24 protein-coding genes and 1 tRNA gene are annotated in these 24,889 nt (G+C 70.1%); 8 read left to right on the top strand and 17 right to left on the bottom strand.

The genetic code is table 11. The features are described from left to right. From ACO1X9_RS12315 to ACO1X9_RS12330, 4 genes are all read left to right on the top strand, one after another. Positions 1-683: SMP-30/gluconolactonase/LRE family protein (locus ACO1X9_RS12315; protein ID WP_486351137.1), on the top strand; the 683-nt coding region annotated here is incomplete at its 5' end. After that, on the top strand, positions 680-1,546 hold the full coding sequence (locus ACO1X9_RS12320) for a fumarylacetoacetate hydrolase family protein (RefSeq protein ID WP_486351138.1): 867 nt from the start codon (positions 680-682) through the stop codon (positions 1,544-1,546). The genes ACO1X9_RS12315 and ACO1X9_RS12320, both read left to right, overlap by 4 nt. Then, positions 1,546-2,568: a zinc-dependent alcohol dehydrogenase gene (locus ACO1X9_RS12325; protein WP_486351139.1), complete on the top strand. Its 1,023-nt coding sequence runs from the start codon at positions 1,546-1,548 to the stop codon at positions 2,566-2,568. The genes ACO1X9_RS12320 and ACO1X9_RS12325 overlap by 1 nt, the downstream gene beginning before the upstream one ends. Beyond that, entirely contained in the window at positions 2,565-3,350 is a 786-nt protein-coding gene (locus ACO1X9_RS12330) for an IclR family transcriptional regulator (RefSeq protein WP_486351140.1), read from the top strand. Before ACO1X9_RS12325 ends, ACO1X9_RS12330 begins: the two co-directional genes overlap by 4 nt. Before the next feature lie 54 nt (positions 3,351-3,404). Here ACO1X9_RS12330 and ACO1X9_RS12335 read toward each other — a convergent pair. From ACO1X9_RS12335 to ACO1X9_RS12345, 3 genes are all read right to left on the bottom strand, one after another. Then, positions 3,405-3,477 (bottom strand) — tRNA-Arg (locus ACO1X9_RS12335). Between the two features lie 63 nt (positions 3,478-3,540). After that, positions 3,541-5,037: an APC family permease gene (locus ACO1X9_RS12340; RefSeq protein WP_486351141.1), complete on the bottom strand. Its 1,497-nt coding sequence runs from the start codon at positions 5,035-5,037 to the stop codon at positions 3,541-3,543. A 137-nt stretch (positions 5,038-5,174) separates the two neighbouring features. Beyond that, positions 5,175-5,732 (bottom strand): TetR/AcrR family transcriptional regulator, encoded by a 558-nt coding sequence (locus tag ACO1X9_RS12345; protein WP_486351142.1) that lies wholly within the window; start codon positions 5,730-5,732, stop codon positions 5,175-5,177. A gap of 67 nt (positions 5,733-5,799) precedes the next feature. Here ACO1X9_RS12345 and ACO1X9_RS12350 point away from each other — a divergent pair, with 67 nt between their 5' ends. Beyond that, positions 5,800-7,953, top strand: coding sequence for a cytochrome P450/oxidoreductase (locus tag ACO1X9_RS12350; RefSeq protein ID WP_486351143.1), 2,154 nt, complete (start codon positions 5,800-5,802; stop codon positions 7,951-7,953). Between the two features lie 15 nt (positions 7,954-7,968). On the opposite strand, the gene ACO1X9_RS12355 is transcribed toward ACO1X9_RS12350, so the two are convergent. Genes ACO1X9_RS12355 through ACO1X9_RS12365 form a run of 3 tightly spaced genes read right to left on the bottom strand, consistent with a single transcriptional unit; the run spans position 7,969 to position 11,059 of the window. Continuing rightward, positions 7,969-8,760: an SDR family NAD(P)-dependent oxidoreductase gene (locus ACO1X9_RS12355; protein WP_486351144.1), complete on the bottom strand. Its 792-nt coding sequence runs from the start codon at positions 8,758-8,760 to the stop codon at positions 7,969-7,971. Next, a complete protein-coding gene (locus tag ACO1X9_RS12360; protein WP_486351145.1) occupies positions 8,757-10,043 on the bottom strand; it encodes an aspartate aminotransferase family protein in 1,287 nt (428 codons plus the stop codon). The genes ACO1X9_RS12355 and ACO1X9_RS12360 overlap by 4 nt, the downstream gene beginning before the upstream one ends. Beyond that, complete coding sequence (locus ACO1X9_RS12365; RefSeq protein WP_486351146.1) at positions 10,040-11,059, bottom strand: phosphotransferase enzyme family protein; 1,020 nt, start codon at positions 11,057-11,059, stop codon at positions 10,040-10,042. The genes ACO1X9_RS12360 and ACO1X9_RS12365 overlap by 4 nt, the downstream gene beginning before the upstream one ends. A gap of 115 nt (positions 11,060-11,174) precedes the next feature. Here ACO1X9_RS12365 and ACO1X9_RS12370 point away from each other — a divergent pair, with 115 nt between their 5' ends. Together ACO1X9_RS12370 and ACO1X9_RS12375 are read left to right on the top strand one after the other, a co-directional pair. Further along, positions 11,175-11,465 (top strand): DUF2277 domain-containing protein, encoded by a 291-nt coding sequence (locus ACO1X9_RS12370; RefSeq protein WP_486351147.1) that lies wholly within the window; start codon positions 11,175-11,177, stop codon positions 11,463-11,465. A 108-nt stretch (positions 11,466-11,573) separates the two neighbouring features. Continuing rightward, entirely contained in the window at positions 11,574-12,155 is a 582-nt protein-coding gene (locus ACO1X9_RS12375) for an MmgE/PrpD family protein (RefSeq protein ID WP_486351168.1), read from the top strand. A gap of 25 nt (positions 12,156-12,180) precedes the next feature. Here the strand turns inward: ACO1X9_RS12375 and araA are convergent, their stop codons facing one another. The 11 genes from araA to ACO1X9_RS12430 all read right to left on the bottom strand — a co-directional run bounded on the left by araA (position 12,181) and on the right by ACO1X9_RS12430 (position 24,396). Beyond that, a complete protein-coding gene (gene araA / locus ACO1X9_RS12380; protein ID WP_486351148.1) occupies positions 12,181-13,698 on the bottom strand; it encodes an L-arabinose isomerase in 1,518 nt (505 codons plus the stop codon). Continuing rightward, complete coding sequence (locus ACO1X9_RS12385; RefSeq protein WP_486351149.1) at positions 13,698-14,498, bottom strand: triose-phosphate isomerase family protein; 801 nt, start codon at positions 14,496-14,498, stop codon at positions 13,698-13,700. The genes araA and ACO1X9_RS12385 overlap by 1 nt, the downstream gene beginning before the upstream one ends. 1 nt (position 14,499) lies before the next feature. Further along, positions 14,500-14,970: a ribose-5-phosphate isomerase gene (locus ACO1X9_RS12390; RefSeq protein WP_486351150.1), complete on the bottom strand. Its 471-nt coding sequence runs from the start codon at positions 14,968-14,970 to the stop codon at positions 14,500-14,502. A gap of 1 nt (position 14,971) precedes the next feature. After that, on the bottom strand, positions 14,972-16,726 hold the full coding sequence (locus tag ACO1X9_RS12395; protein ID WP_486351151.1) for a dihydroxyacetone kinase family protein: 1,755 nt from the start codon (positions 16,724-16,726) through the stop codon (positions 14,972-14,974). A gap of 27 nt (positions 16,727-16,753) precedes the next feature. Beyond that, positions 16,754-18,301, bottom strand: coding sequence for an arabinosylfuranosidase ArfA (arfA, locus tag ACO1X9_RS12400; RefSeq protein WP_486351152.1), 1,548 nt, complete (start codon positions 18,299-18,301; stop codon positions 16,754-16,756). Positions 18,302-18,364: 63 nt separating this feature from the next. Continuing rightward, positions 18,365-19,222: a carbohydrate ABC transporter permease gene (locus ACO1X9_RS12405; RefSeq protein WP_486351153.1), complete on the bottom strand. Its 858-nt coding sequence runs from the start codon at positions 19,220-19,222 to the stop codon at positions 18,365-18,367. Beyond that, entirely contained in the window at positions 19,222-20,142 is a 921-nt protein-coding gene (locus ACO1X9_RS12410) for a carbohydrate ABC transporter permease (protein ID WP_486351154.1), read from the bottom strand. The genes ACO1X9_RS12405 and ACO1X9_RS12410 overlap by 1 nt, the downstream gene beginning before the upstream one ends. Further along, entirely contained in the window at positions 20,136-21,419 is a 1,284-nt protein-coding gene (locus ACO1X9_RS12415) for an ABC transporter substrate-binding protein (RefSeq protein WP_486351155.1), read from the bottom strand. The genes ACO1X9_RS12410 and ACO1X9_RS12415 overlap by 7 nt, the downstream gene beginning before the upstream one ends. Positions 21,420-21,677: 258 nt before the next feature. Then, on the bottom strand, positions 21,678-22,472 hold the full coding sequence (locus ACO1X9_RS12420; protein WP_486351156.1) for a DeoR/GlpR family DNA-binding transcription regulator: 795 nt from the start codon (positions 22,470-22,472) through the stop codon (positions 21,678-21,680). A 63-nt stretch (positions 22,473-22,535) separates the two neighbouring features. Then, complete coding sequence (locus ACO1X9_RS12425; protein ID WP_486351157.1) at positions 22,536-23,561, bottom strand: Gfo/Idh/MocA family protein; 1,026 nt, start codon at positions 23,559-23,561, stop codon at positions 22,536-22,538. A gap of 7 nt (positions 23,562-23,568) precedes the next feature. Continuing rightward, a complete protein-coding gene (locus ACO1X9_RS12430) occupies positions 23,569-24,396 on the bottom strand; it encodes a hypothetical protein (protein WP_486351158.1) in 828 nt (275 codons plus the stop codon). On the opposite strand from ACO1X9_RS12430, the gene ACO1X9_RS12435 reads away from it, so the two are divergent. Next, a complete protein-coding gene (locus ACO1X9_RS12435; RefSeq protein ID WP_486351169.1) occupies positions 24,375-24,800 on the top strand; it encodes a TetR/AcrR family transcriptional regulator C-terminal domain-containing protein in 426 nt (141 codons plus the stop codon). The two genes, ACO1X9_RS12430 and ACO1X9_RS12435, sit on opposite strands and share 22 nt — an antisense overlap. Positions 24,801-24,889: the final 89 nt, after the last annotated feature.

Genomic DNA, 24,889 nt, shown 5'->3' on the forward strand with positions numbered 1-24,889 from the left:
CCGCGGCCCGACGCCTCGCCACGATCTCCCCCGACGGCGTCCTCGCGTTCGGGCCGCAGCTCCTCGACGACGACCGCCCTATCCGCTTCAACGACGGCGGCGTCGACCCGCAGGGACGCTTCGTCGTCGGCACGTTGTCACTGACCGAACCCGTGGGGCTCGAGCGGCTGCTGCGCGTCTCGCCCGACGGCTCCGTCGAGACGCTGCGCGAGCGGCTCCAGCTCGCCAACGGCGTCGGCTGGTCGCCGGACGGCGCCACGATCTACCACGTCGACACCTACGCTCAGACGATCTCGTCGCACTCGTACGCACCGGGAGGCTTCGACACCGAGGAGCCGTGGGTGGCGATCCCCGCCGAGTTCCCGGGCTACCCCGACGGGCTCCGCGTCGACGCCGAGGGGATGCTGTGGGTCGCCCAGTTCTCGGCCGGATGCGTCGTTCGCTACGCGCCCGACGGGCGCGAGCTCGCCCGCGTGGTCGTCGACGCGCAGCAGCCCACCTGTCCGGGGTTCGTCGGCGAGCGGCTCGTCGTCACCTCCGCGATCGAGCACCTGACCCCGGAGGAGCGCGTGCCGGCCGACGGCGCGCTGTTCGTCGCCGACGTCGGCGTCACCGGCATCCCGCCGCATCGCTGGCGCGGCACGACCACCCTCGAGACCACCCCTGAGAAGGAGACCCCATGAGACTCGCCCGCCTCGGCCCCGCCGGCTCGGAGACCCCCGGCGTCGTGCTCGACGACGACCTCTTCGTCGACCTGAGCGACGTCGTGCGCGACTTCGACGAGGCGTTCTTCGGCGAGGGGGGCCTCGCCACCCTGCCGGCGATCGTGGCCGAGCGCGTCGCCGCGGGCCGCGCCGAGCCGCTCGCCGGGCGCCGCTTCGGGGCGCCGATCGCGCGGCCGCACCAGATCCTGTGCATCGGCCTGAACTACCGCGACCACGCCGCCGAGACCGGTCAGGCCGTGCCCACCGAGCCGATCCTCTTCAACAAGGCGCCGAACACGCTGATCGGACCCGACGACGACATCCTCATCCCCCGCGGTTCGCAGAAGACCGACTGGGAGGTCGAGCTCGGCATCGTCATCGGCTCACGCGCGTCGTACCTCGCCGACGAGAACGAGGCCGCTGCGGCGATCGCCGGCTACGTGCTCGTCAACGACGTCAGCGAGCGCGCCTGGCAGATCGAGCGCGGCGGCCAGTGGGTGAAGGGCAAGTCGGCCCCGACCTTCAACCCGGCCGGCCCCTACCTCGTGACGCCCGACGAGATCGGCGACGTGCTCGACCTCGACCTCTGGCTCGAGATCGACGGCGAGCGGGTGCAGAACGGATCGACGTCGACGATGGTCTTCAGCCCGGCGTTCATCGTGCACTACGTGAGCCAGTTCATGACGCTCGAGCCCGGCGACCTCATCAACACCGGCACTCCGCCCGGAGTGGGGCTCGGGATGTCGCCGAACCGCTACCTGCACGGCGGCGAGACGCTCACCCTCGGCGCGACCCGACTCGGCACTCAGACGCAGCGCGTCGTCGCGAACCCGGAGGTCTGATGCGCGCGCTCGTCGTCACCGGCCCGCACGAGGCGAGCGTGCAGGAGGTGCCCGCACCCGTGCCGTCGGCCGGTGAACTGCTCGTCGAGGTGGAGCGAGTCGGCATCTGCGGCACCGACGTCGAGCTCTACACGGGCGAGATGGCCTACCTCGAGCAGGGCCACACGCACTTCCCGATCCGGCTCGGCCACGAGTGGACCGGACGCGTCGTCGCGACGGGTTCGCCCGAGGACGAGGAGTGGATCGGCCGGCGGGTCACGGGCGACACGATGCTCGGCTGCGGCAGGTGCGACTACTGCCGTCGCGGCGTCCATCACGTCTGCCCGAACCGATTCGAGGTCGGCATCCGCGACGGCTGGCCCGGCGCCCTCGCCGAGCAGACCCTCGTGCCGACGCGCTTCGCCTATCCGATCCCCGAGCACGTCTCGGTGACGGCGGCCGCACTCGTCGAGCCCGGCGGCAACTCGCTGCGCGCGGTGCGGGCCGCCCACCTCGAGCCCGGACGCAGCGTGCTCATCCTCGGGTCCGGCACGATCGGTCTCCTCGCCGCGCAGTTCGCCCTCGCGGAGGGGGCCGAGGTGCACCTCGCGGGGGTGCGTCCCCGCTCGCTCGACCTCGCGCGGTCGCTCGGCATCCCGCACGTGGTCACGGTCGACGAGGTCGCCGCGGGCGAGGGCGACCGGTTCGACGCCGTCATCGACTGCACGAGCGTCGAGTCGTCGCCCGCCCTCGCGGTGCGTCTCGTGAAGCCCGCGGGGCGGGTCGTGTTCATCGGCCTGTCGTCGGCGCCGAGCGAGGTCGACACGCGCGACATCGCGCTCAAGGACGTCACCGCGGTCGGCATCCTCTCGGCCTCCCCCGGTCTCGCCGGCGCGATCGACGGCTTCGCGAGCGGCGCCGTCGTGCCCGACGCGATCGTGAGCGAAGTCATCGGCCTCGACGAGGTGCCGAGTCGCCTCGACGGCGAGCGCGGACCGGATGCCGGGCCCGGCCCCAAGGTGCACGTGGACCCGCGGCGATGACGAACGCACCCGACGACGAGAAGCTGGTCGGTGCCGACCGGGTGCTGGCGCTGCTCGTCGAGCTCGCACAGCATCCGGATGGCGCTACCCTCGACGACCTCGCCGCCGCGATGGGAGGGTCGAAGTCGACCATCCACCGCGCCCTCGGGGCGCTCGTGCGCTCGGGGCTCGCCGACCAGTCGGGACGCGGACGCTACGTGCTCGGCGACGAGTTCGTGCGTCTCGCCTTCCAGTACCACGCGGGCCGCCCGGTGAGCACCCGCATCGAGCCCGTGCTGCACGAGCTCGCCGAGCACTTCGGCGAGACGACCCACTTCGGGGTGCTCGACGGCCGCGACGTCGTGTATCGCGCCAAGCGCGACCCGGCGGTCGGCGCCGTGCGGCTCACCTCGACCGTCGGCGGGCGCAACCCGGCGGCGGCGACCGCGATCGGCAAGGTGCTGCTCGCCGAGCACCTCACGACGCGCGCCGACGTCGAGCGGTGGCTCGACGGGGAGACCCTCGAGGCGCGCACCGAGAACACGATCACCGATCTCGACGCCTTCGTCGACGAGCTGCGACTCACGCGCGACCGCGGCTACGGCGTCGACGACCAGGAGAACGAGCTCGGCGTGAACTGCATCGCCCTGCCGGTCTACCTCGACGGCCGCCCGCTCGCGAGCGGTGCGATCAGCGTGAGCGGTCTCGCCTTCCCCCGCCCGCTCGCCGACCTCGTCGCCGCGCGCGGTGAGATCGCCGCGATCCTCACGCGGGCGCTCGGCGCCGACGTTGTGCGGGGATAGAGGAAGGCCCCGGTTCCGTCGAACCGGGGCCTTCCTCTACTGTCTCAACCAGTGTGCGCCCGAAGGGACTCGAACCCCTAACCTTCTGATCCGTAGTCAGATGCTCTATCCATTGAGCTACGGGCGCATCGTGCCGCTCGCGGGAGCCGACAACCTGACGACTATATCAGGCCCCGCGGCGGCACCCGGCTCACGGTTGCGGCACGCGCACCGGCTCGTCGTCGAAGCGCTCGAGGTCGGACTCGAGCGCCGCGTAGACGGCGGGCTTGCGACGCTTCAGCACCTGGGCGTAGATGAGACCGCCCACGACGACCACGACGAGCAGCCACGGCAGGATGCGCACGTAGAGAGCCTCCGAGCCGGCGACGAGCGTGAAGTTGAAGATCGCGCCGAGACTGAAGCCCAGAAGAGCCAGGAAGCCCAGCCCGGGCGCGATCAGCGTGCTCCACCAACGGCGATCACGGACGCGACGGAAGTGCACGACCACCGAGAGGGCGGCGATCGTCTGCACGATCAGGATCGCGAGGGTCGCGAACCCGATCCCGACGGGCACGAGCGTCAGCACGGGCGGGAGCGCGTTGCCGTCGGGGTCGGTCTCGACGGCGACCGCGAAGATGCCGGCGACGGTCAGACCGAAGAGCAGGTTGACGAGCAGGGCACGCTGTGGGGCGCCGTGGCGGTTGGTGACCGCCAGCCAGCCGGGCAGGATGCGCGCGCGGCCGAGAGCGAACAGGTAGCGAGCAGCGGAGTTGTGGAACGCGAGCTGCGCCGCGATGACGCTCACGACGAGGAGCACGAGCGCGATGACGGCCACCACCGGCCCCAGGTAGCTGCCGAGAAGGTTGACGACGAGATCCCCGGCGGCCAGGCTGTCGAGCGCGGCGCCCTGGGCATCGCGCACCCCGACCGCGCTCACGATCGCCCAGGCGACGACGGCGTGCAGGATGCCGATGATGATGATCGCGGCGTAGGTCGCACGCGGCACCGTCACCCGCGGGTTCTTCGCCTCCTCGCTGAACAGCGCCGTCGCCTCGAAGCCGAGGAAGGCCGTCGCGACGAGGAGGAAGGCGATCCAGACCGAGCCGCCGACGAGGATCTCGGGGCTGAGGGCGAGGGTGAACGCGGTGATGTCGAAGCCGGTGTTGATGAGCACGGAGACCGCGAAGGCGAGGAGGATCAGGGTCTCGACCACGAGCGCGACGCCCAGCACGATCGCGCTGACGTGGATGCCGCGCCGCGCGAGCAGGAAGCACGCGATGAAGGCGATCGCGCCGACCAGGTACCAGTGCACCTCGAAGCCGAACAGCGTGGGGAAGACCACGGCGCCCGTGAAGAACCCGATGGTGCCGGTGCCGCCGGCGACGAACGCGTTGTAGCCGAGCGTGGCGATGAGCCCGGTCACGAGACCCGCGCTGCGTCCGAGTCCCTTGACGGCGATGGCGTAGAACCCGCCGGCGCTGATGAGCTCCTTCGACATCTGCGCGTAGCCGACCGCGAACAGAAGCAGTGCGACCGCGACGATGATGACGGCGACCGGGAGTCCGCCGCCGTTGCCGAAGCCGATCGCGAGGGGGAGCACCACGATGGCCGCGGTGAGCGGCGCCACGGCGGCGAGGACGAGGAACACGATGGACGGGACACCGAGCTGGTCGCGTCTCAGCGACTTGCCAGAGGTTTCGGATGACACGACGATCTCCTTCGATCGGGTTGGGTGTCTCGATTGTGGGCTCCCCGGGCCTCGGCGACTTGCCCGAGCGCGCTGGTGTCTTGCTCGACCGCGCACGTCCACCCCGGCTGCGTCGGCATCCCCAGGGTTTCGCGTGGCTAGGGTTCGGGCGCGAGGAGTTCGCGGAGCCGGTCCATCGAGTCGGCGACATCGGCGGCGTCCGCCACGAGAAGCTGCTGCAGGAGGAGACCGTCGACGGCGGCCGCCACGGCCCGAGCGAGCGCGCGGTCGGAACCGTCGCGACCCGTCCTCGCGAGCATCGCCTGCCAGGCGTCGACGAAGACCTCGTATTGGCGCGCGAGGGCCGGGCGCAGGGCCGACGTGCGCCGGGACTCGAGCAGGAGCTCGTACTGGAACAGCTGAAGCGCCGGATCGGGGCCGATCAGGCGTGTCACGAGGTCCGTCGCGAGCGGCCGGCTGTCGTCCGCGGATCGGGAGAACGCGTCGAGCGTGAGGTCGGTCGCATAGGCCAGCGCCGCTTCGACGAGACCTTCGCGCGTGCCGAAGTGGTGGGCGACCAGCGAGTTCGTGACCCCGGCCCGCTCCGCCACCGCTCGGTACGTGAGACCGCGCAGCCCGCTCTCGGCCACCACCTCGATCGTCGCCGCGAGGATCGCCGCCTTCCCGTGCCCGTAGGGAAGCCGCTGACCCGCCACGTCTTCATCCTAGGTTGACAGCAAACTGAGCATCTGCTTAGGTTTGGCGCGCAGCGAAGGAGCCGCCATGACGACACGAACGTTTCTCGACGAGATCACGCTCGAGCAGCTCGAGCACGATCCGTACCCCATCTACGCGCGGCTCCGTGCAGAGGCGCCGGTCGCGTGGATCCCCGCGGCGGAGGTCTGGTTCGTCACCCGTTGGCAGGACTGCTCCGACATCGGGAACCAGAAGTACGGGTTCGTCGCCGCATCCGGGCATCCCACGATCGACCGGGTCTTCAACCGCCCGAACGTGTTGACGACCGACGGACCCGAGCACAGCGACCTGCGCACCGGGATCGACCCGCGCCTCACGCCCGACTCGGTCACGTCGGTGGTGGACTCGATCGTGCGTCCCGTCGCACGGCGCCGCCTCGACGCGATCGCCGACGCCGGCAGCGCCGAGCTCATGGCGACGTACTTCGAACCCGTGAGCGTCGAGGCGCTGCGCCACGTCATGGGGCTCGACGAGCTCGTGGACGCCGACACGCTCCGGCGGTGGTTCGCGGGACTCAACACCGGGATCGCGAACTTCGCCCTCGACACCGACACGTTCGCGCAGGCCGACGGCATCTCGCGCGAGATCGACCGGACCCTCGCGCCGCTCATCGCCGAGCTCTCGGCTCGCCCCGACGACTCGATGATCTCCCACATGCTGTGGGCGGGGGTGCGCGACGGACGTCCGCGGTCGTTCGCGACGATCATGCCGTCGCTCAAAGTGATCCTCCTCGGCGGGATGCAGGAACCCGGGCACGCCGCCGCGAGCACACTCCTCGGGCTGTTCTCTCGGCCCGAGCAGCTCGCGCGGGTCGCCGCCGCCCCCGAGGAGCTCGCCGCGCTCGCCGTCAACGAAGGGCTGCGCTGGATCTCGCCGATCGGAGCGATCGAGCGTCAGGCGTCCGTCGACACCGAGGTGGCGGGTGTGAGCATCCCGGCCGGTGCGATCGTCGAAGCCGTGATCGCGTCCGCGAACCGCGACGAGACGCGCTACGAGGACCCGGATGTCTTCGACCTGGATCGCGCGACGAGGTCGCACCAGGCGTTCGGCGCGGGCGACCACTTCTGTGCGGGACACTTCTTCGCGCGGCAGGTGGAGCGCATCATGTTCGAAGAGCTGCTCGGACGCCTGCCTTCCCTCCGCCAGCCCGACGGCGCCGTTGTGCCCGTGTCCGGCTGGTTCTTCCGAGCGCCTGAGCGGCTCGAGGCGGAGTGGGGCGAGGCCCGGCCCGCGCGGGAGACCCTCGTGCTGCCGCAGGGCGCGAGAAACCTGACGGTCGCCTCGATCGAGCGCGAGACCGACGATGTCGTGTGCGTGGAGCTCCGCGCAAGCGACGGCGGCGACCTGCCCGCGTGGACGCCGGGCGCACACATCGACCTCTGGGCCGTGCCGCACCGCGCCGGTCAGTACTCGCTCCTCGGCGACCCTGCGGATCGGCGGACCTGGAAGGTCGGAGTGCTCCGCGAGAGCGCGAGCCGCGGGGTGTCGCGCACGATCCACGAGCGCCTCGCCGTCGGAGACAGCATCCCCGTCGGCGGCCCCCGCAACAACTTCCCCCTCGTGGCCGCGGACTCGTACCTGTTCCTCGCCGGCGGCATCGGCATCACCCCGATCCTCCCGATGATCGACGAAGCCGAGCGCACCGGGCGCGCGTGGTCGCTGCACTGGGCGACGCGAGACGAGCTCGCGCCGTTCGAGTCGCGACTCAGCGGAAAGGCGGGGGTATCCCGCTACCGGAGCGACGGACCGCGGCTGGACCTGCGCGCGACCCTCGCCCTCGTCGAGCCCGGCACCGCCGTGTACTGCTGCGGGCCGGAGCGGATGCTCGACGCCGTCGCCTCCCTCGGGGAGGAGTTCCGTCTCGACGTGCACCTCGAGCGGTTCTCCGGCGTCGAGGCGGTGCGCGAGGGCGACCGCGAGTTCGAGCTCGAGCTGGCCTCGACAGGCGAGCGGATCGTCGTGCCGGCCGACCGCAGCGCGCTCGCGGTGCTCCAAGAACGCGGCGTGCAGGTGCTGACGGCGTGTGGCGAGGGCAACTGCGGCTCGTGCGAGACCCGGGTTCTGGCCGGCTCGATCGAGCACCGCGACGTGCTGCTCACCCCCGCGCAGCGCGCCGCCGGCGACCGGATGATGGTGTGCGTCTCCCGCGCGGCGGGGGAGCGGATCGTGCTCGACCTCTGAGCGCACCCCTCGAGGTCAGAGGTCGAGGCCGTCGAAGGCGATCGTGGGAACGTCGACCGCGCCGGCACCCCCGTCGGCGACGATGACGGCTCCTGTGACGTACGAGGCGTCCGACGAGAGCAGGAAGGACACGACCGCGGCGATCTCCTCAGCCCTCGCCGGCCTCCGCAGCGGCACATTCCGCGTCACCTCCGTGTAGGCCCCCTCGATGTCGTCGCGCGCGGTCGCGGCGGCGAACTGGCGCATCTCCTCGTCCGCCATGGGGGTCACGGTCCAACCCGGGCACACGGCGTTCGCCCTGACACCTACCGGGCCGTAGTCTCGGGCGAGCGAGCGGGTGAGTCCGAGCAGACCGTGCTTCGCCGTCGTGTACCCCGCGGTCTGCGGACCCGCCGCGAGCGCCGCGATCGACGACACCACGACGATCGACCCACTCGACTCGACGAGAGCCGGCAGGCAGGCGCGCGTCGAGACGAACGCGGTCGTCAGGTTCGCCCGAAGGCTCTCCGCCCATTCGGCGTCACCCGTCTCGCCGACCGTGGAGAACCCGTGCCCGCCGGCGTTCGCGACGAGGTGATCGAGTCCGCCGAACCTGCTCCGAGTCTCGGCGACGACATCCCGCATCTCCGTCGGGTCGGCGGCGTCGGCCGTCATCGCGAGCGCGCGGTCGCCCAACTCGTGAGCCGCCGCCTCGACCCTCGACCTCGTTCTGCCGACGAGCACGACCTCCGCGCCCTGGGCGACCAGACGCCGGGCGATCGCCAACCCGATTCCGGTGCCTGCTCCGGTGACGATCGCCGTCGTCACCGGTCGGTCTCCTTCTCGAGGGCTCGTTCCAGCGCCCCGACGAGCAGGTCGACCTCGGATGGACCGAACGGCAGCGGCGGACGGATCTTCAGGACCGCGTCGTCGCGGCCGATGCGGCTGATGAGGATGCGGTCGGCCTTGAGCGACTCGACGAGACGCTTCGCGCGCGCGGCATCCGGAATCCGGTCGTCTCCGCCCTCGCCGGCGCTCACCGAGAAGCCGGTGAAGAGCCCCGACCCGCGGGCACGTCCGATGAACGCGTAGCGAGACGCCAGGTCGTCGAGCTTCGAGCGCAGCAACTCGCCGGTCGACGCTGCGCGGCCGACGAGGTCTTCGTCGTCGAGCACCTCGAGCACGGCGAGTCCGGCCGCCGACGAGACCGGGTTGCCGCCGAACGTGTTGAAGTACATGTTGCGGGGGCCGAACTCGTCGAGCAGGGCCGCCGGGAGCACGACGCCGCCGAGCGGATGACCGTTGCCCATGGGCTTGCCCATCGTCGCGAGGTCGGGAACCACGCCGTGGAGGCCGTGGCCCCAGAAGTGCTCGCCCGTGCGCCCGAACCCCGACTGCACCTCGTCCGCGATCACCAGGCCCCCGGCGGAGCGCACCCGTCGGGCCACCGCCGCGACGTAGCCGTCGGGCAGCCGACTCAGACCTTCGGTCGAGAACAGGGGGTCGAAGAGCCACGCCGAGAGCCCGAACCCGCCTTCTTGCAGGCTCGTGATCGCGGCGTCGACCTCGCTCAGCGCCTCCGCGAGCACCTCCTCCTCGTCACGCCCGCGGTCCGATCCGTCGAGGTCGGGAACGCGGATGGTGCGCACGTGGGCCCCGAGGGGCTCATGTGTGACGAGGCCCGTCGTGAGCTCCACGAGAGCCAGGGTGTGACCGTGATAGCTGAAGTCGGAGATCAGCACGCCCGTCGATCCGGAGTGCTGCGCCGCGATCCGCAGCGCGAGGTCGTTCGACTCCGAACCGCTGTTGGTGAACATCACCCGGTCCAGCGGCGCCGCGAAGGCCGCCAGCAGGCGCTCGGCGTACTCGACGACGCGATCGTTGAGGTACCGCGTGTGGATGTTGAGCCGCGCGGCCTGCTCGCTGATCGCCGCGACCACCCGTGGGTGCGTGTGGCCGACCTGCGGCACGTTGTTGTAGCCGTCGAGGTAGCGCGCGCCGCCGCGCGTCGTGAGCCACACCCCCGACGCGCTGACGAACTCGAGCGGCTCGTCGTAGAACAGCGGCGAGTAAGGACCGAGTGTGGCGCGTCGGCGGTCGAGGGTGCTCATGAGGTTCCCTTCGCGGGGTCGACGGATGGCCAGCCGGTGTCTCCGGTTTCGACGAACCTCCGCGCGGCGTCGAGCACCCACGGTGCCATCGTCTGCTCGTGGAAGTCGCTCGTCGGGTCGCCCGGCCGGTCCGCCGCCCATCCGAGGTAACTGAGCGCGCGCGCCATGAGGAGCGCATGCCACCCGCGCGCGTCGAAAGCCGGACGCACCGTCCGGTAGCCCGCGAGCACTGCGGCCGAGAGTTCGGCGCCGCGCGGATGGCGGCTGAACCAGAACACCGGGGTCGTGAGATCGAAGAGGTACCACCCCTCGCCCGAGTCGTCGAAGTCCAGCAGCACGAGTCCGTCGTCGGTCGAGAGCACGTTCTCGAACGTGTAGTCGGCGTGGATGACTCCGAACGCGTCCGCGGTCTTCGGCAGCGCCCCGAGCTCGCGGGCGACCCGCGCCTCGGACTCGTCGAGGATGCGCCTCTCGTTCGCCGTGAGCGACGCGAGCCGGGACGCCCGCCCCCACAACGCGTGCGGTCCGGCCAGGCCTCGCTCGTCCCACGCGGCCCGGGTGTATCCGGCGGGGGCACCCGCCGCCGCCGCGTCGTGCATGCGGGCGATCAGCACTCCGAGCCCGCGGAGCCGGGCGTCGTCGGGGCTGCTGCGGCCCTCGAACACCTCGGGCGTCTGCCCGAGTTCCACGGCATCGGGCACCCACTCCTGCATCGTGGCTTGCCGCAACCCGCCCTGGTCATCCCGCACGACGACCAGATAGCCGCCGGTCGGCGCTTCATGCGGCTGCGGCACGAGGAGTCCGCGCTCGCGGAACATCGCCACCGACGCCGTCTCCGAGCGCAGTTCCTCGTCGGTGCGGTATCCGACCCGGTGCATCCGCAGCGCGCGATCCATTCCGGGCGCCCGCACCCGGTAGACGTGGTTCTCGCGGTGCTTGACGAACGTGACCTCGGCCTCGCCGGGGACACCGAACGCGTCCAGCGCTCGGCGTGCTGCCGCGAACTCGTGCTCCATCATCGGCAGCGTAAGTGACGTCCGATCGGGCCGCCGCGGATCCGGCGACTCGTGCACGGTGGACCAATCATCCGACACCGCCCGACAAGTGCCGCCGCGAGCTAGGGTCGACGGCATGTGCCGGAGCATCCACGTCCTCCACAACTTCGAGCCCGCCGCGACCGATGACGAAGTCCACGCCGCCGCCCTGCAGTACGTGCGAAAGATCAGCGGCTCGACGAAGCCGTCGAAGGCGAACCAGGAGGCGTTCGACCACGCCGTCGCCGAGATCGCGCACATCACGCGGCACCTGCTGGAAGACCTCGTGACGACCGCGCCGCCGAAGAGCCGCGAGGAAGAAGCGGCGAAGGGGCGGGAGCGCTTCGAGAAGCGGATGTCACGGGAAGTCGCGGCGCGCACGGCCTGAATCGCCTCAGTCGTCGTCGGCGAGCGGCATCCGCGGCAACTTCGGGTCGATGGTCAAGCCGCTCCACGGAGGGCACGCGGCGTTCCACACGAGCTCGAGACCTCGGGCATCGCGCTCAAACGGTTCGCGTGCTGCGGCGCCATCCACTCGGCGCTCGACTCTCTGCAGGAGGTGGCGGCGTCGGTCGACATTGCCGACATCACGCGCGTCGAGTGCCGCGTCAACGCGCTGACCCCCGGCATCCTCGTGCACAGCGACGCGCAGACAGGCCTCGAGAGCAAGTTCAGCATGGAGTGCAGCGCCGCCGTCATGCTGCTCACGGGCAACGCGGGCCTCGCGCAGTTCTCGGACGAGCAGGCCCGCGACCCCCGGCTGCGCGACCTCACGCACACCGTCGAGCTGGTGGTCGACGAGCTGCCGATCGACCTCGCCACCTTCGCGACGATCGTGACCGTCGAGCTGGCGTCGGACGAGAGCATCTCGAGGCACCGGGGCGCCCCGCACGGCTACCCGCGGGACCCCCTGTCGGATGCCGAGCGTCACGCGAAGGTCGTGGAGTGCTGCGAGTCCACGCTGGGCGCGCCGACGACCGCACGTCTGATCGAGCTCGCGGAGTCGCTCGAGGAGCAGCCCTCCGTCGCCGAGCTCGTGGCGTGCCTCACCCCCGATTCGGCAGACGACCCTCGCTGAACCCGGCCCCGGCTTCGTGGCGCGGTCACAACCCCCGGGCGAGGCGGTGGTAGGCGGCGTTCCAGCGCACCGCGTCGCGGAACGCGGGAAGGGTCGTGCTCTCGTCGATGACGAGCAGCTCGGTCTCGGCCATCTCGGCGAAGTCGCGGAACGCATCCACGCCCACGGCGTTCGTCATGACCGTGTGATGGGCCGCACCGGCCGTCAGCCACGCCGCCGCGCTCGTGGCGAAGTCGGGCACCGGGCGCCACACGGCGTGCCCGACCGGGAGGCGAGGCATCGGATGCGGCAACGCGACGTTCTCGACGACGTTGGCGACGAGCCGGAACCGGTCGCGCATGTCGCTCATCGCGACCACGACGGCCGGCCCGGCATCGGCCGTGAAGACCAGGCGCACCGGATCGGGTTTGCCGCCGATGCTGAGGGGATGCACCTCGAGACGCGGCGTCGACGTCGTGAGCGCCGGGCTGATCTCGAGCATGTGCGCTCCGAGGATGAGCTCGTTGCCGGGCTCCAGGTGGTACGTGTAGTCCTCCATGAGGCTCGCGCCGCCCGGGAGGCCGTGGCCCATCACGGTTGCGACCCGCACGAGCATCGCGGTCTTCCAGTCGCCCTCCGCGCCGAACCCGTAGCCGTCGGCCATGAGCCGCTGCACCGCGAGTCCGGGCAGCTGAGGCAGGTCGCCCAAGTCTTCGAAGCTCGTGGTGAACGCGTCGAACCCGCCCTCCTCGAGGAAGGCACGCAGTCCGAGCTCGATCCGCGCGCCGTCGCGCAACGACCCGTGCCGCTCGCCACCGCGGCGCAGCTCGGCCGCGACGTCGTAGCGGTCCTCGTACTCGTCGACCAGCCTCTCGACGTCGGCGTCCGCGGCGGCATGCACGGCATCCGAGAGCTCGGTGACGCCCCACGTGTTCACCTGCACGCCGAACGTCAGCTCGGCCTCGGTCTTGTCGCCTTCGGTCACCGCGACGTGACGCATGTTGTCGCCGAAGCGCGCGAGCTTGAGCGACCGCGCGGCCGCGAAGCCCGCCGCCGCGCGCGCCCAGGTGTCGACCTCGCGGCCGACCCGCGCATCGGAGACGTGCCCGACGACGATCTTCTGGGGGCTGCCGAGCCGCGCCGCGATGTACGCGAACTCGCGGTCGCCGTGCGCCGACTGGTTGAGGTTCATGAAGTCGAAGTCGATGGTCTCCCACGGCAGGGCGATGTTCGCCTGCGTGTGCAGATGCAGGAGCGGCTTGCGCAGGGCGTCGAGGCCCGTGATCCACATCTTCGCGGGGGAGAACGTGTGCATCCACACGACGACGCCGTGGACGCGGTCGTCGGAGTTGGCCTCGAGCAGCAGCCGCCGAATGGATGCCGTGTCGAGCACGACGGGCTTCCAGACGAGAGTCGAGTCCACCGTGAGCGCGGCGCCGAGCTCGGCGGCGACCTTCCGTGACTGCTCCTCGACCTGCCTGAGGGTCTCGGGGCCGTAGAGGTCGAGGCTTCCGGTGACGAACCAGATCTCCGTGCCCGCGTAGGGGTCGGTCGCGTGACGCATCAGGTGATGCTCCTCTCGGTGGTGGGGGACTCCGCGGAGGCGGAGGAGTGCAGGACGGCGGCCGCCTCATCGACGACGGCGAGCAGCGCCTCGGGGTCGTGCGCGTAACGTCCGAGAAAGAGTCCGTCGACGTGGCCCTGGAATGCGTCGAGCACTCCCGGACGGGCCGCGCCGCCGTAGATGACCCCGCTCCCCGGGCGATGCGGCATCCGGTGAAGGGCCGAGCGCAGCGACCCGCAGACCTCGCGCACCCGGGCGACCGAGGCGGGTTCGTCACCGCCGATCGCCCAGGTCGGCTCGTAGGCGACGAGCACGCGGCCGGCGGGGGCGTGCGCGAGTGCGGAGTGGAGTTGCGCGAGCACGTAGGCGGCCGCCTCCACGGACGTGAGCCCCTCGGGCTCGCCGAGGCAGAGCAGCGGCGTCATCCCGTTGCGCAGGATGGCGGCGGTCTTCGCCGCGACGACCTCGTCGTTCTCGCCGAAGAGGTCGCGGCGCTCGGCGTGCCCGACCTCGACAAGGCTCACCCCGACCTCCGCGAGCTCGGCGGCGCTTACCTCCCCCGTGAACGCACCGGAATCCTCGGCGGCGCCGTCCTGCGCTCCGACGAGCACCTCCGTCCCACGGAACGCCTCGAGGGCCGGCATCACCTGGAGATAGGTGGGCATGACGAAGAGCACCACGTCTCCGCGGGCGACCGCGGCATGCACGGCACTCGTCTCGGCGACCTGGCGGAACCAGTCGAGGGCGGCTCCGTAGCCGAAGTACATCTTGAGGCTCACGCCGATATACACGGGTGCCACGTCAGCAGGATCCTGTCGTCTCGTAGCGGCGGATGACCTCGACCTTCTCAGCCGACGGCGACGCGGCATCGAACCGGTAGGCGAGCCACTCCCGTACGAGGCGCCGGGCGAGCTCGATCCCGATGACGCGCTGGCCCATCGTCAGGATCTGCGCATTGTTCGAGAGGATCGCCCGCTCGACCGAGTAACTGTCATGGGCGGTGACAGCACGCACGCCGGCCACCTTGTTCGCCGCGATCGCGACTCCGAGGCCCGTGCCGCAGAGGAGCAGCGCGCGATCTGCACGGCCCGCGGCGACCAACTCGGCGGCCGCGATCGCGACGGTCGGGTACGGCGCATGCCCGTCGGACTCCACGCCGACGTCGAGGACGCTGGCCACGTCGTCGCTCTGTTCGAGCTCCCGCCGGAGGATCGTCTTGTACTCGAAGCCCGCGTCATCGCTTCCGATGACGAGGCGCAACCGGTCGGCCATCTCACCCTCCCCCGCTCGGCACCGGCGACTCGAGCGAGCGAGCCACCGCCGACACGATCACGGCGAACGAGTACGCCCCGGGATCCGGCGTGCCGAGGCTCCGCTCGGCGTGGGGCCGTGCCCTGCCCTTGCGGGGCAGCAGCTCGGCGGTCGCCGCCGCGGCCGTGGAGGCCGCCCGTGCGGCTTCGACGCAAGCCTCCGCGACCGAGGAGCCCGACGACAGCTCGACCGCGAAGGCCCGCGCGAACGGGACGAGCGCGTCGACCATCGTCTTGTCGCCGACCTCGGCGCCGCCCTTCGCCTGAACGCCCGCGACCACCGCCGCGACGATGCCACCGAGCGCGTCGCGCTGCGGCACGAGGCGGTCGCCCACGGCGTTGCCGATCGCGCGAAGAGCGCCACCCCACAGTGCCCCCGAGGTGCCGCCTGCCTCGCGCGCCCACGCCGCACCGGCCGCGTCGAGGACGGTGCCCGCCCCGGCACCGTCGGCGGCGGCATCCCGCGCGGCGGCGAGCGCGGCGCCGATCCCACGGCTCATGCCGAGGCCGTGGTCGCCGTCGCCCGCGACGGCGTCGAGACGTCCGAACTCCGCCGCCTCGGACTCGACCGCGGCGGCGGCGACATCGAGAGCGGCGACGATCCGCTCCGCAAGCCACTGCGACGCCGGCGACCCGTCGGTGCGCCGACCGGCAGGAGCGGACTCCGCGGCGTTCGGCTCGGAGCCCACCGGGGCCGGGACGGCGGCCGACGGTGACCCGCGACGGTAGGTGGGAGTGTCGGCGGGCGCCTGGCAGAGGCGGGCGAGCTCGTCGTCGGGCCAGAAGAGTGTGAGCGAGATGCCCGACATCTCGAAGCTCGTGCAGAACTCGCCCACCTGCGGGTCGACGACCGTCAGGCCCTCCTCGGCGAGCAGTTGCGCGACACGGCGGTAGACGACGAACATCTCCTCGTACTTCGTCGACCCGAGCCCGTTGAGGATCGGGATGACGGCACGGCCGGGCCCCGACGTGACGCCCGGAGGCGTCTCTGCCAGTACACGCTCGACAAGGATCTCCGCGAGCCCGTCGGCGGTCGGCATCGGCACGTCGGCGATCCCCGGCTCGCCGTGGATCCCCATCCCGAGCGCCATCCGGCCGGGCGGCACCGTGAAGAGCGGCTCGTCGGCCCCCGGCAGCGTGCACCCCGAGAAGGCGGCCCCGATCGTGCGTGTCCGCGCGTTCGCGGTGCGGGCGATGCGCACGACCTCGGCGAGGGGCTGTCCCTCCTCGGCCGCCGCGCCGGCGCATTTGAACACGACGAGGTCGCCCGCGATTCCGCGCCGCAGGTGGCTCTCCTCGGGCGGAGCGCTCGAGATGTCGTCGGTGACGACCACCGTCTCGCACTCGATCCCCGCTGCGCGCAGCGACTCCTGCGCCTCGTCGAAGTTGAGCACATCGCCCGCGTAGTTACCGTAGGTCAGCAGCACTCCGCCGCCACGGTGCGCGCTGCGCGCGACCGACTCGACCTGGGCTGCGGCGGGCGAGGCGAAGAGGTTGCCCATGGCGGCGCCGGCCGCGATCCCCTCGCCGACCAGGCCTGCGAACGCGGGGTAGTGGCCCGACCCGCCCCCTATGACGACGGCGACCTTTCCCTGGTCGAGGGGTGCCGCGCGCACGACGCCGCCGTCCACCGCCCGCACGTGGGCGGCGTTCGCGGCGACGAAGCCCTCGGTCATCTCCCGGGCGAAGTCGCGCGGGTCGTTGGTGAGCCGGGTCACCGCGGCACTCCCCTTCGAGTCATCTCGTCACCGTCCCGACGCGTCGGCGGCGACCCGGGTCACGCCCCACGACACGGGCGGCAGGGTGAACACGAGGCGTCCGCCCTCGACCCGCGCGGAGTCGTTGGCTCGCAGTACGACGCGGTCGGGATCGCTCGCGCTGTTCGTGACGTAGGGGTCGGCGTCGGCGAGCTGGAGCGACTCGACGAGCGTGAGCGACGCCGGATCCTGGATGTCGACGCTGAACTCGAGCGGGGAATCCATCGAGCGGTTCACGGCGAAGACGGCGTACTCGCCCGACTCCTCGTCGTACGTCGCGGTCGCGTCGGCGAGCGGGACGGAGCCGTGGTCGTTCGTCTCGTAGCTGCCGCACTCGACCCTGACGTCGAGGGTCGTGCCGCGCGCCCAGCGGGAGGTCGCCGCGAAAGGGTGGAAGGTCGTCTGCCGCCAGACGATCCCGTTCTTCTCGGCGCGGATCGGGGCCATCGAGTTGACGAGCATCGACAGGCACGCCGCCGTGACGCGGTCGGAGTGTCGCAGAAGCGTGATAAGCAGGCTGCCGACGACGACCGCGTCGGCGACGGAGTAGATGTTCTCCGCGACGCGCGGGCCGACCGGCCAGTCGGGTCCTGCGATGTCCTCGGTGCGGTAGACGCCGACGGTGCCCGTGAGCCCCTCTTCGATGTACCAGACGTTCCACTCGTCGAACGAGATGTTGACCGTCTTCGAGCTGCGCTTGATCGCCTTGACGTGGTCGATCGTGGCGACGACCTCGTCGATGAATCTGTCCATGCTAGCGCTCGACGCGAGGAACGATCCGAGGTCGCCGTTCTTCTCCTCGTAGTAGCCGTGGCACGAGATGTAGTCGACGTCGTCGTAGGTGTGCGAGAGCACGACGCGCTCCCACTCGCCGAATGTCGGCATGTGGTGGTGGGAGGAGCCGCACGCGACGAGCTCGACCGACGGGTCGAACTGCCGCAGGGCCTTCGCGGTACGGGCGGCGAGGGCGCCGTACTCGTCGGGGCTGCGGTAGCCGAGCTGCCACGGTCCGTCCATCTCGTTGCCGAGGAACCAGGTCGTGATGCCGAACGGCTCTGCCCGGCCGTTCGCGACCCGCTGATCGGCGAGCGTCGACCCCGGCGCCCCGTTGGCGTATTCGATGAGGTCGAGCGCCTCGGCCGTGCCGCGCGTGCCGAGGTTGACCGCGAGCATGAGGTCGGTGCCGAGCTTCTCCACCCAGGAGGCGAACTCATGGAGCCCCACCTCGTTGGTCTCCGTCGAGTGCCACGCGAGGTCGCGCCGCACGGGCCGCTGGTCGCGCGGGCCGACGCTGTCCTCCCACTTGAATCCCGAGACGAAGTTGCCGCCGGGGTAGCGGATGCCGTGCACGTTGAGCTCCTTGGCCGCTTCGAGCACGTCCCCGCGGAAGCCCTCCTCGTCGGCGGTCGGGTGGCCAGGTTCGTAGATGCCTCCGTAGACGGAGCGGCCGATGTGCTCGACGAACGATCCGAACAGCCGGCGACTGACGGGTGCGACGGCGAAGGCACGGTTGAGGGTGAGGCGGGCGCGTTCCATGGTGTTCGTGTTCCTAACTGCCGACGGGGTGCGGGTTCGAGTTCAGTGCACGGGTGGGCGAAGTCATCCCTTAAGACCGCCTTCGGTCAGTCCCGCGAGGATGCGTCGCTGGGCGAGCAGATAGAGGATGACGAGCGGGGCGCTCGTCATCACGAGGTGCGCGAACACGAGGTTCCACCGCAGACCCGAGACCGATGCCGACGCGAACGAGTAGAGCGTGAGCGGCAGGGTCGCGTTCGCGGACGTCTTCAGCAGCAGCTGTCCGAAGAAGAAGTCGTTCCACACGACGATGACGATGAGCACCGCGCCGACCAGCAGGATCGAGCGCAGCATCGGGAGGAGTACCGAGAAGTAGGTGCGCATCCGCGAGGCGCCGTCGATGGACGCAGCCTCTTCCAGCTCGGGCGGGAGGCCGCGCACGAACCCGGTCGTGAGGAACACGACGAGGCCCATCCGGGTGCCCATCATCATGAGCGCGTAGCCGAGGAGTGATCCGTCGAGCTCCATCGTGCGGAGGATGAAGATCGTCGGGATCACGGCGGGCGGCAGCAGGATCGACAGCGAGGTGATGTAGAACCAGACCTGCAGCGAGCGGCGTCGGCTCCGCGCGTATCCCCACGCGGCGAGCGAGCCGAGCAGCAGCACGACGGCGACGGTGGGCACGGCGACGAGCAGGCTGTTGCGCAGCCCGACGAGGTAGTTGCCGTCGAGGAAGACGGCGGCGTAGTTGTCGACGACGGCCCACGTGGTGGGCAGGGCGAGTGAGAGCTGCGCGGCCTCACCCTCGGTCTTCCACGAGTTGACGAGGATCAGCCACACCGGCACGCCCACCCAGGGCAGTGCGAAGAGGGTGAGCAGGGCGTACTTGAGCGGCGTGCGCCACGGGGCGCGCGACGAGCGTCGCGATCGGAACGCGGACATCACACGACCTCCCGTCGGCGCAGCCACCACACGAGCGGCACGGCGATCGCCACCACGAGCACCGTCACGGCGAGGCTCAGGGTGCTCGCCGTGCCGAAGTAGCCGTAGCTGAACTGCTGCTGCACGGCGACATTGAGCGTCGTGGTCGCGGTGCCGGGACCTCCGGCGGTCGCCGCTGCGATGATGTCGTAGGTGCTGAGCGCCCCGACGAGCGTCGTCACGATGTTGAAGGTGAAGGCCGGGGCGAGCAGCGGGAAGCTCACGCGCCAGAAGCGCGACCAGGCGTTGGCTCCGTCGATCTCGGCCGCTTCGTGGAGTGCCGCCGGGATGCTGTTGAGGCCGGCGATGTAGACGAGCGTCGCGATACCCGACCACTTCCAGCCGTCGATGAACGCCACCATGAACAGCGCGCTGACCGGATTTCCGAGCCAAGCGAAATCGAAGCCGGGCACGATCACGCCGATGGCCTCGTTGAGCGGCCCCGCGGGGTCGACGATGCCGCGCCAGATGTAGCCGGCCGCGAGGGGCGAGATGAGCACGGGGAGGAAGAAGAGGGAACGGAAGAACGTGTTGAGGCGATTCGTCTCCCGCAGCGCGACGGCGAGGGAGAGGGCGACGACGTTCTGCACCGTCATCGCGATGACGGCGTAGACGACGGTGGTCCAGACCGCACCGCCGAGCGTGCCGTTGTTCCAGAGGAAAGCGAAGTTGTCGAACCCGACGAAGGGTATGTTCTGGCTGTAGCTGCTCCACTGCGAGAACGCGAAGGGAACGTTGAGTACGAACGGCAGGACGAAGAACAGGCCGACCAGCACGAGGGACGGGATGGTGAACCACACCCATCCGCGACCGCGGGGGCCCCGCCGCGAACGGCGAGACCCCTCCTGCAGTGCGGTGTGCTCGACTGCCGAGATCACCATCCGGGCTGACCCGCCGCCTTCGATGCCTGCTCGACGGCGACCTGCATGTTGGCGGCGGTCTCTTCGGGCGTCTGCTGACCGTTCAGCAGCTTTCCCATCTCGACCGGGAACGACCCGAAGCCGGGGAGCCGGGACAGAAGCGCCGTCTGGGCGCCCTGGAATCCAGTCTCGAACGACTCCTGGAGCTCCGTGCGCCCCGTCGGCTGGGGGTAGCCCTCGAGCATCGGCACGCCGTTGGTCTCCGCGAGGAAGTCACCGTAGCCCTCGCCAGTGGCGTACTCGATGAACTGACGCGCGGCCGCCTCGCGTGCGGGGTCACCGGTCTTCGGCGCGAAGAAGGTGCCCAGCGGGCCCGGGATGTAGAGCCCCGCCGGCGTGTTCGCCGACACCGTGACGAAGCCGACGGTGTCTGAGAGCTTCTTCTCGTCGCCACCCGCCGCGGCCACGAGCTGCGCATAGACGTCCGAGTGCAGCGCGGTCATCGCCACCGTGCCGTCGACGACGGCCTGCATGGCGTCCTCGAAGGTGCCGGTCGAGTAGTCCTTGTTGAAGCATCCCTCGTCGCGCAGGTCGACGTAGGCGTTCAGGGCCTTGAGGAACGGTCCGTCCGGGTCGGTCAGCTCAACCTCGTTGGTCGCGACCTGGTTGCCGTACTCGCTGCCCATGTCGAAGTCGACGAGGTACTGCGACACGAGCAACTGGGTGGGCCAGAGGCTCGCCCCCGACTCGTAGATCGGCGCGACGCCGCTGCCGGCGAGGGCGTCGCAGATCGCGAAGATGTCGTCGAAGCTCTGCGGCGCCTCCATCCCGGCGTCGGCGAGCACGGCCTTGTTGTAGTAAATCGCGAAGATCGACGGGAAGCCGGTGATCGCGGCGTAGACCTTGCCGTCGTAGGTGCCGCTCGTCTCGTAGAGGTTGCCGGCCTTCGAGACGAACTCCATGTCGGAGAGGTCCTGCATGGTCTCGGCGGGGTTGAGCGCGAGCATCGGCTGGAAGTCGGGGTGGTACTCGAGGATGTCCGGACGGTCACCCGTCGCCCACTTCGTGGTGATGGTGCTCTGAAAGGCGTCGGCCGGGATCGCGACGAGTTCGATCTCGATGCCGGTGTCCGCGGTGAAGTTCTCGAACATGTTGAGGACTGCGGGCTTGGTGGCGGAGTTGTGCCACACCGTGATCGAGCTCGCCTCGCCGCCCTCGCCGCCGTCGGTAGAGCAGGCGACGAGTGAGGCGGCGAGTCCGGCCGCGACCGCGGCTGCCAGGACAGACTTGAGTTTCATACCGGGTTTCCCTCCATTGGGATGCCAGCAGGCTGGCCGTTCGACGTGTCTGTTACGCCATGCCGCAACGTTGCCGCATGGGGGCTCGTCTCCGAGCGATCTCGGCCCGGGGTTGAGGACCGATGTCGCAAGTGTGCACCAAACACCCCAATTGCACAACTCTGGTGGGATTTTGTTATCTCAGACGTTAGATACAAGCGTGTGTGAACGTCTGACATCCCGGCGGGGAGGCACTGAGGAGGACAGTCGGGCGCGGTCTCAGAGCTCGGCGGAGACACCCGAGGGGGCGGCACCGGCGACGGTGACGCGCACGCCGTGCTGACGCAGGCGGTTGACATGCTCTGAACTCGTCGCCGCGTCGACGATGACGTGGTCGAACTCCGACAGCGCGGCGAGGCGGTAGAGGGCACGCTTCTCGAACTTCGTGTGGTCGACAGCGAGCACCCGCAGCGCGCTCGCCTCGAACATGGCGCGCTTGATGTCCACCGTCTCCTGGCTCTGATGGAAGCAGGCGTCGTCGACGATCGCGGCGGTCGACGTGACGAAGATGTCGGCCCGCATCTGCTCGATCGACTCGGTCGTCACGCGCCCCATGAAGGAGCTGCACCAACGACGGTAGGTGCCGCCGAGCGCCACGAGCTCGACGCCCGTGATCGCCTTGAGTGCCTCCATGTTGGGCAGGTAGTTCGTGATGACCGTGAGCGGCGTGAGGGTCGCGAGCAGAGGCACGAGGTGGCTCACGGTCGTCGAGTCGTCGAGGAACACGGCCTGCCCGGGCTCGACGAACTCGAGTGCCGTGCGCGCGAGGGCGGTCTTGCTCTTGTTCTGCTGCCCGATCCGGAAGGCGTCGCTCGACTCGACGACGCTGCTCGGCAGGGCGGTCGCTGCTCCGCGCACCTTGCGGAGGAGTCCCTGCTCCTCGAGCTCGTTGAGATCGCGGTGGACGGTCATCCCGCTGATACCGAAGCGCTCTGCGAGCTCGTCGATCCTGATGGAGCCCTCCGAGAGCACGGCGGCGACGATCGAGCGCTGTCGCGCTCCCCGTTTGGTCATGGGCGGTGGCCGTTCTCGAACCGAGGTGAACCCTGCGTTGTGAAAACTAACACGACCCGACCGTCACACCGCCGTGACCAGGTCGACGCGCGCGGGCATCCCGGACCTCACCGAGGCGTATGCGGCCTCGACCATCTGCATGACGCGGAAGCCCTGCAACCCGCCGGACTGCGTGGGACCCCCGTCGACGAGCACGTCGAGGAAGTGCTGCATCATCGCGCGATGCCCGTCCTTGATGAAGTGCTGCTCGACGGGGTGGTACCGCACCCCGTTCGCGTCACCCTCGACGTTGCCGCCGACGAACGAACGGATGGGATGCCCATACAGCAGGTCGGCGAAACCGTGCCCGGTCGTGCCGTACGCCTCGTAGCGCAGATCGAATCCGCCAGGCGTCGCCCAACTGTCCTCCGTCTGCCCCATCCGGTCGTCGGCGTAGCGCAACTGGAGTACCGACGTGTCCTCCACGGGATGAGCCGTATGGATGAAGGTCGCGGCCTCGGCCTGGATGCTGCGCACCTCCGCGCCGCCCGAGAACCAGTCGAGGAACGCGAGCCCGTGCACCGCCATGTCGACGATGCACCCTCCACCGGAGAGCGCGGGATCGAAGAACCACTCACCGTGCGGTACTCCGACACCGTGCGTCGACCTGAACCGGAACACGTCACCGTAGGTGCCTTCGTCGACGAGCTTCTTGAACGCGCGAAGGGCCGGCGTGAAGAGCACGTTCTCGGCGTAGAGCAGCCTGCGGCCGTACTTCTCCGCCGCGACGACGATCGCTTCGGCATCCTCGAGGGTGTGGGCGAGAGGTTTGATGCAGATGACGTCCTTGCCCGCCGCCATTGCGCGCACCGCGATCTCGCGATGCAGGTGGTTCGGCGTCACGATGTCGACGACATCCACTTCGTCGTCGTCGATGAGAGCGGTGTAGTCGTCGTAGACCTTACGGATGCCGAATTCGGCGGCGAGGGCCTCGGCACTTGCCCGGCGGCCGGACGCGATGCCGACGACATCCCATCCGGGGATCGAGAGGAAGGCGGGAATCTGCACGAGCCGCGGCCAGAATCCCGCGCCGACGACACCGACCCTCATCACGAGATCACACTCTATCTACCGCAACATCACATTTTCTACGTGATGACGTGCGAGCCGAAGTCATAACGCGAGCGGGCGCAGTGATCGGGGTATGCGGCGGTCGCCTTAACCACGCCGTCGAGTGATCGGGTGGATGCTCGGCTGCCCGGATCCTCGAGTGGATGCCGACGGAGCGTAGGCGACTGCGACTCGGAAACCGGCCCACATGACGCCGGTCACCGCCGAGGCGACGAACGCCAGCACGATGTCGGGCTGGAAAAGCGCCCAGCGCGTGAGCGGTGTGCCGTTCAGGCACGAGACCGAGGAGCACCCAGGCGGCGACGATCGTGGTCAGCAGCGGGAACCACAGACTGAAGAGTCCCGAGGCGCCGGGCCGCGTCTTGGCGCGAACCCTGGTGCGGCGCACCCACGCCCAGACCATGCTGAGCAGATAGACGACGGGCAGGACCAGGAGACCGGCGAACAGCGCCTGGCGGGTCCACGCCGACAAACCGTCGTAGTAGTGAGGGCCGAGCGCCGTGTCGGAGATCCCGAGGCGGAGGGCGTCCGTTTCTCGGAAGCCCATCCCGCTGCCCGCGTTGGCGAGCACGATGACCGCGGTGTTCTCGGCGGGAATCATCGTCGCGAGGGTTTCGACACCCGGGCTCACCCCCGTGTGCCAGACCGAGCCGTCGGGCTCCAGCGACCAGCCGAAGCCGTAGTGCGGCGAGACGTCGCAGCCGGGCGCATCATCTGCGGCAGGCGGCCGTTGATGTCGACGGGTCTTCGACCAGGTCGGCGACCGATCCAACAGCGCCGTGGCGAGACGCGATCGCGGGCCGCGCCCGATCACTACGCGCGGCGCTTCGCCGACACCCCTGGGCCATCCCGATCATGGAGTCACGCCGTACCCCGGGCGCCGACATCCTCGACCATCACGAAGCGATGCTCGCGACCTGGCTGGGCACGGGCTTCCCCCTGTCGATCGTCGCGCACGGCATCGCGGTCGTCGACGCCTTCGTCTATGGCTTTGCGCTCCAGGAGGCCGCGCTGCCGTTCGGCGACGGCGGCGGAGGTGACCTCACGGAGGCGAGCGAGCAGATCGTCGTGCCGCTCTCGCCGGAGAAGTACCCGTCCCTCGTGCGCTTCACCATGGGGCACGTCATGCGGCCGGGCTACGACTTCGCAGACTCTTTCGAGGCCGGGCTCGGCTTCATCCTCGAAGGAGTGGAGCGCTCCGCCGTGCGGGCAGGGTGACGTCGAGTCGCAAAGACGCAAGGACGGGACGTCGGGCGATTCGAAAGCCGACGGGTACTCCCGAGAAGCTCGCACAGCGAGCGACGAAG

This window comes from Pseudolysinimonas sp. (genome assembly GCF_057350545.1).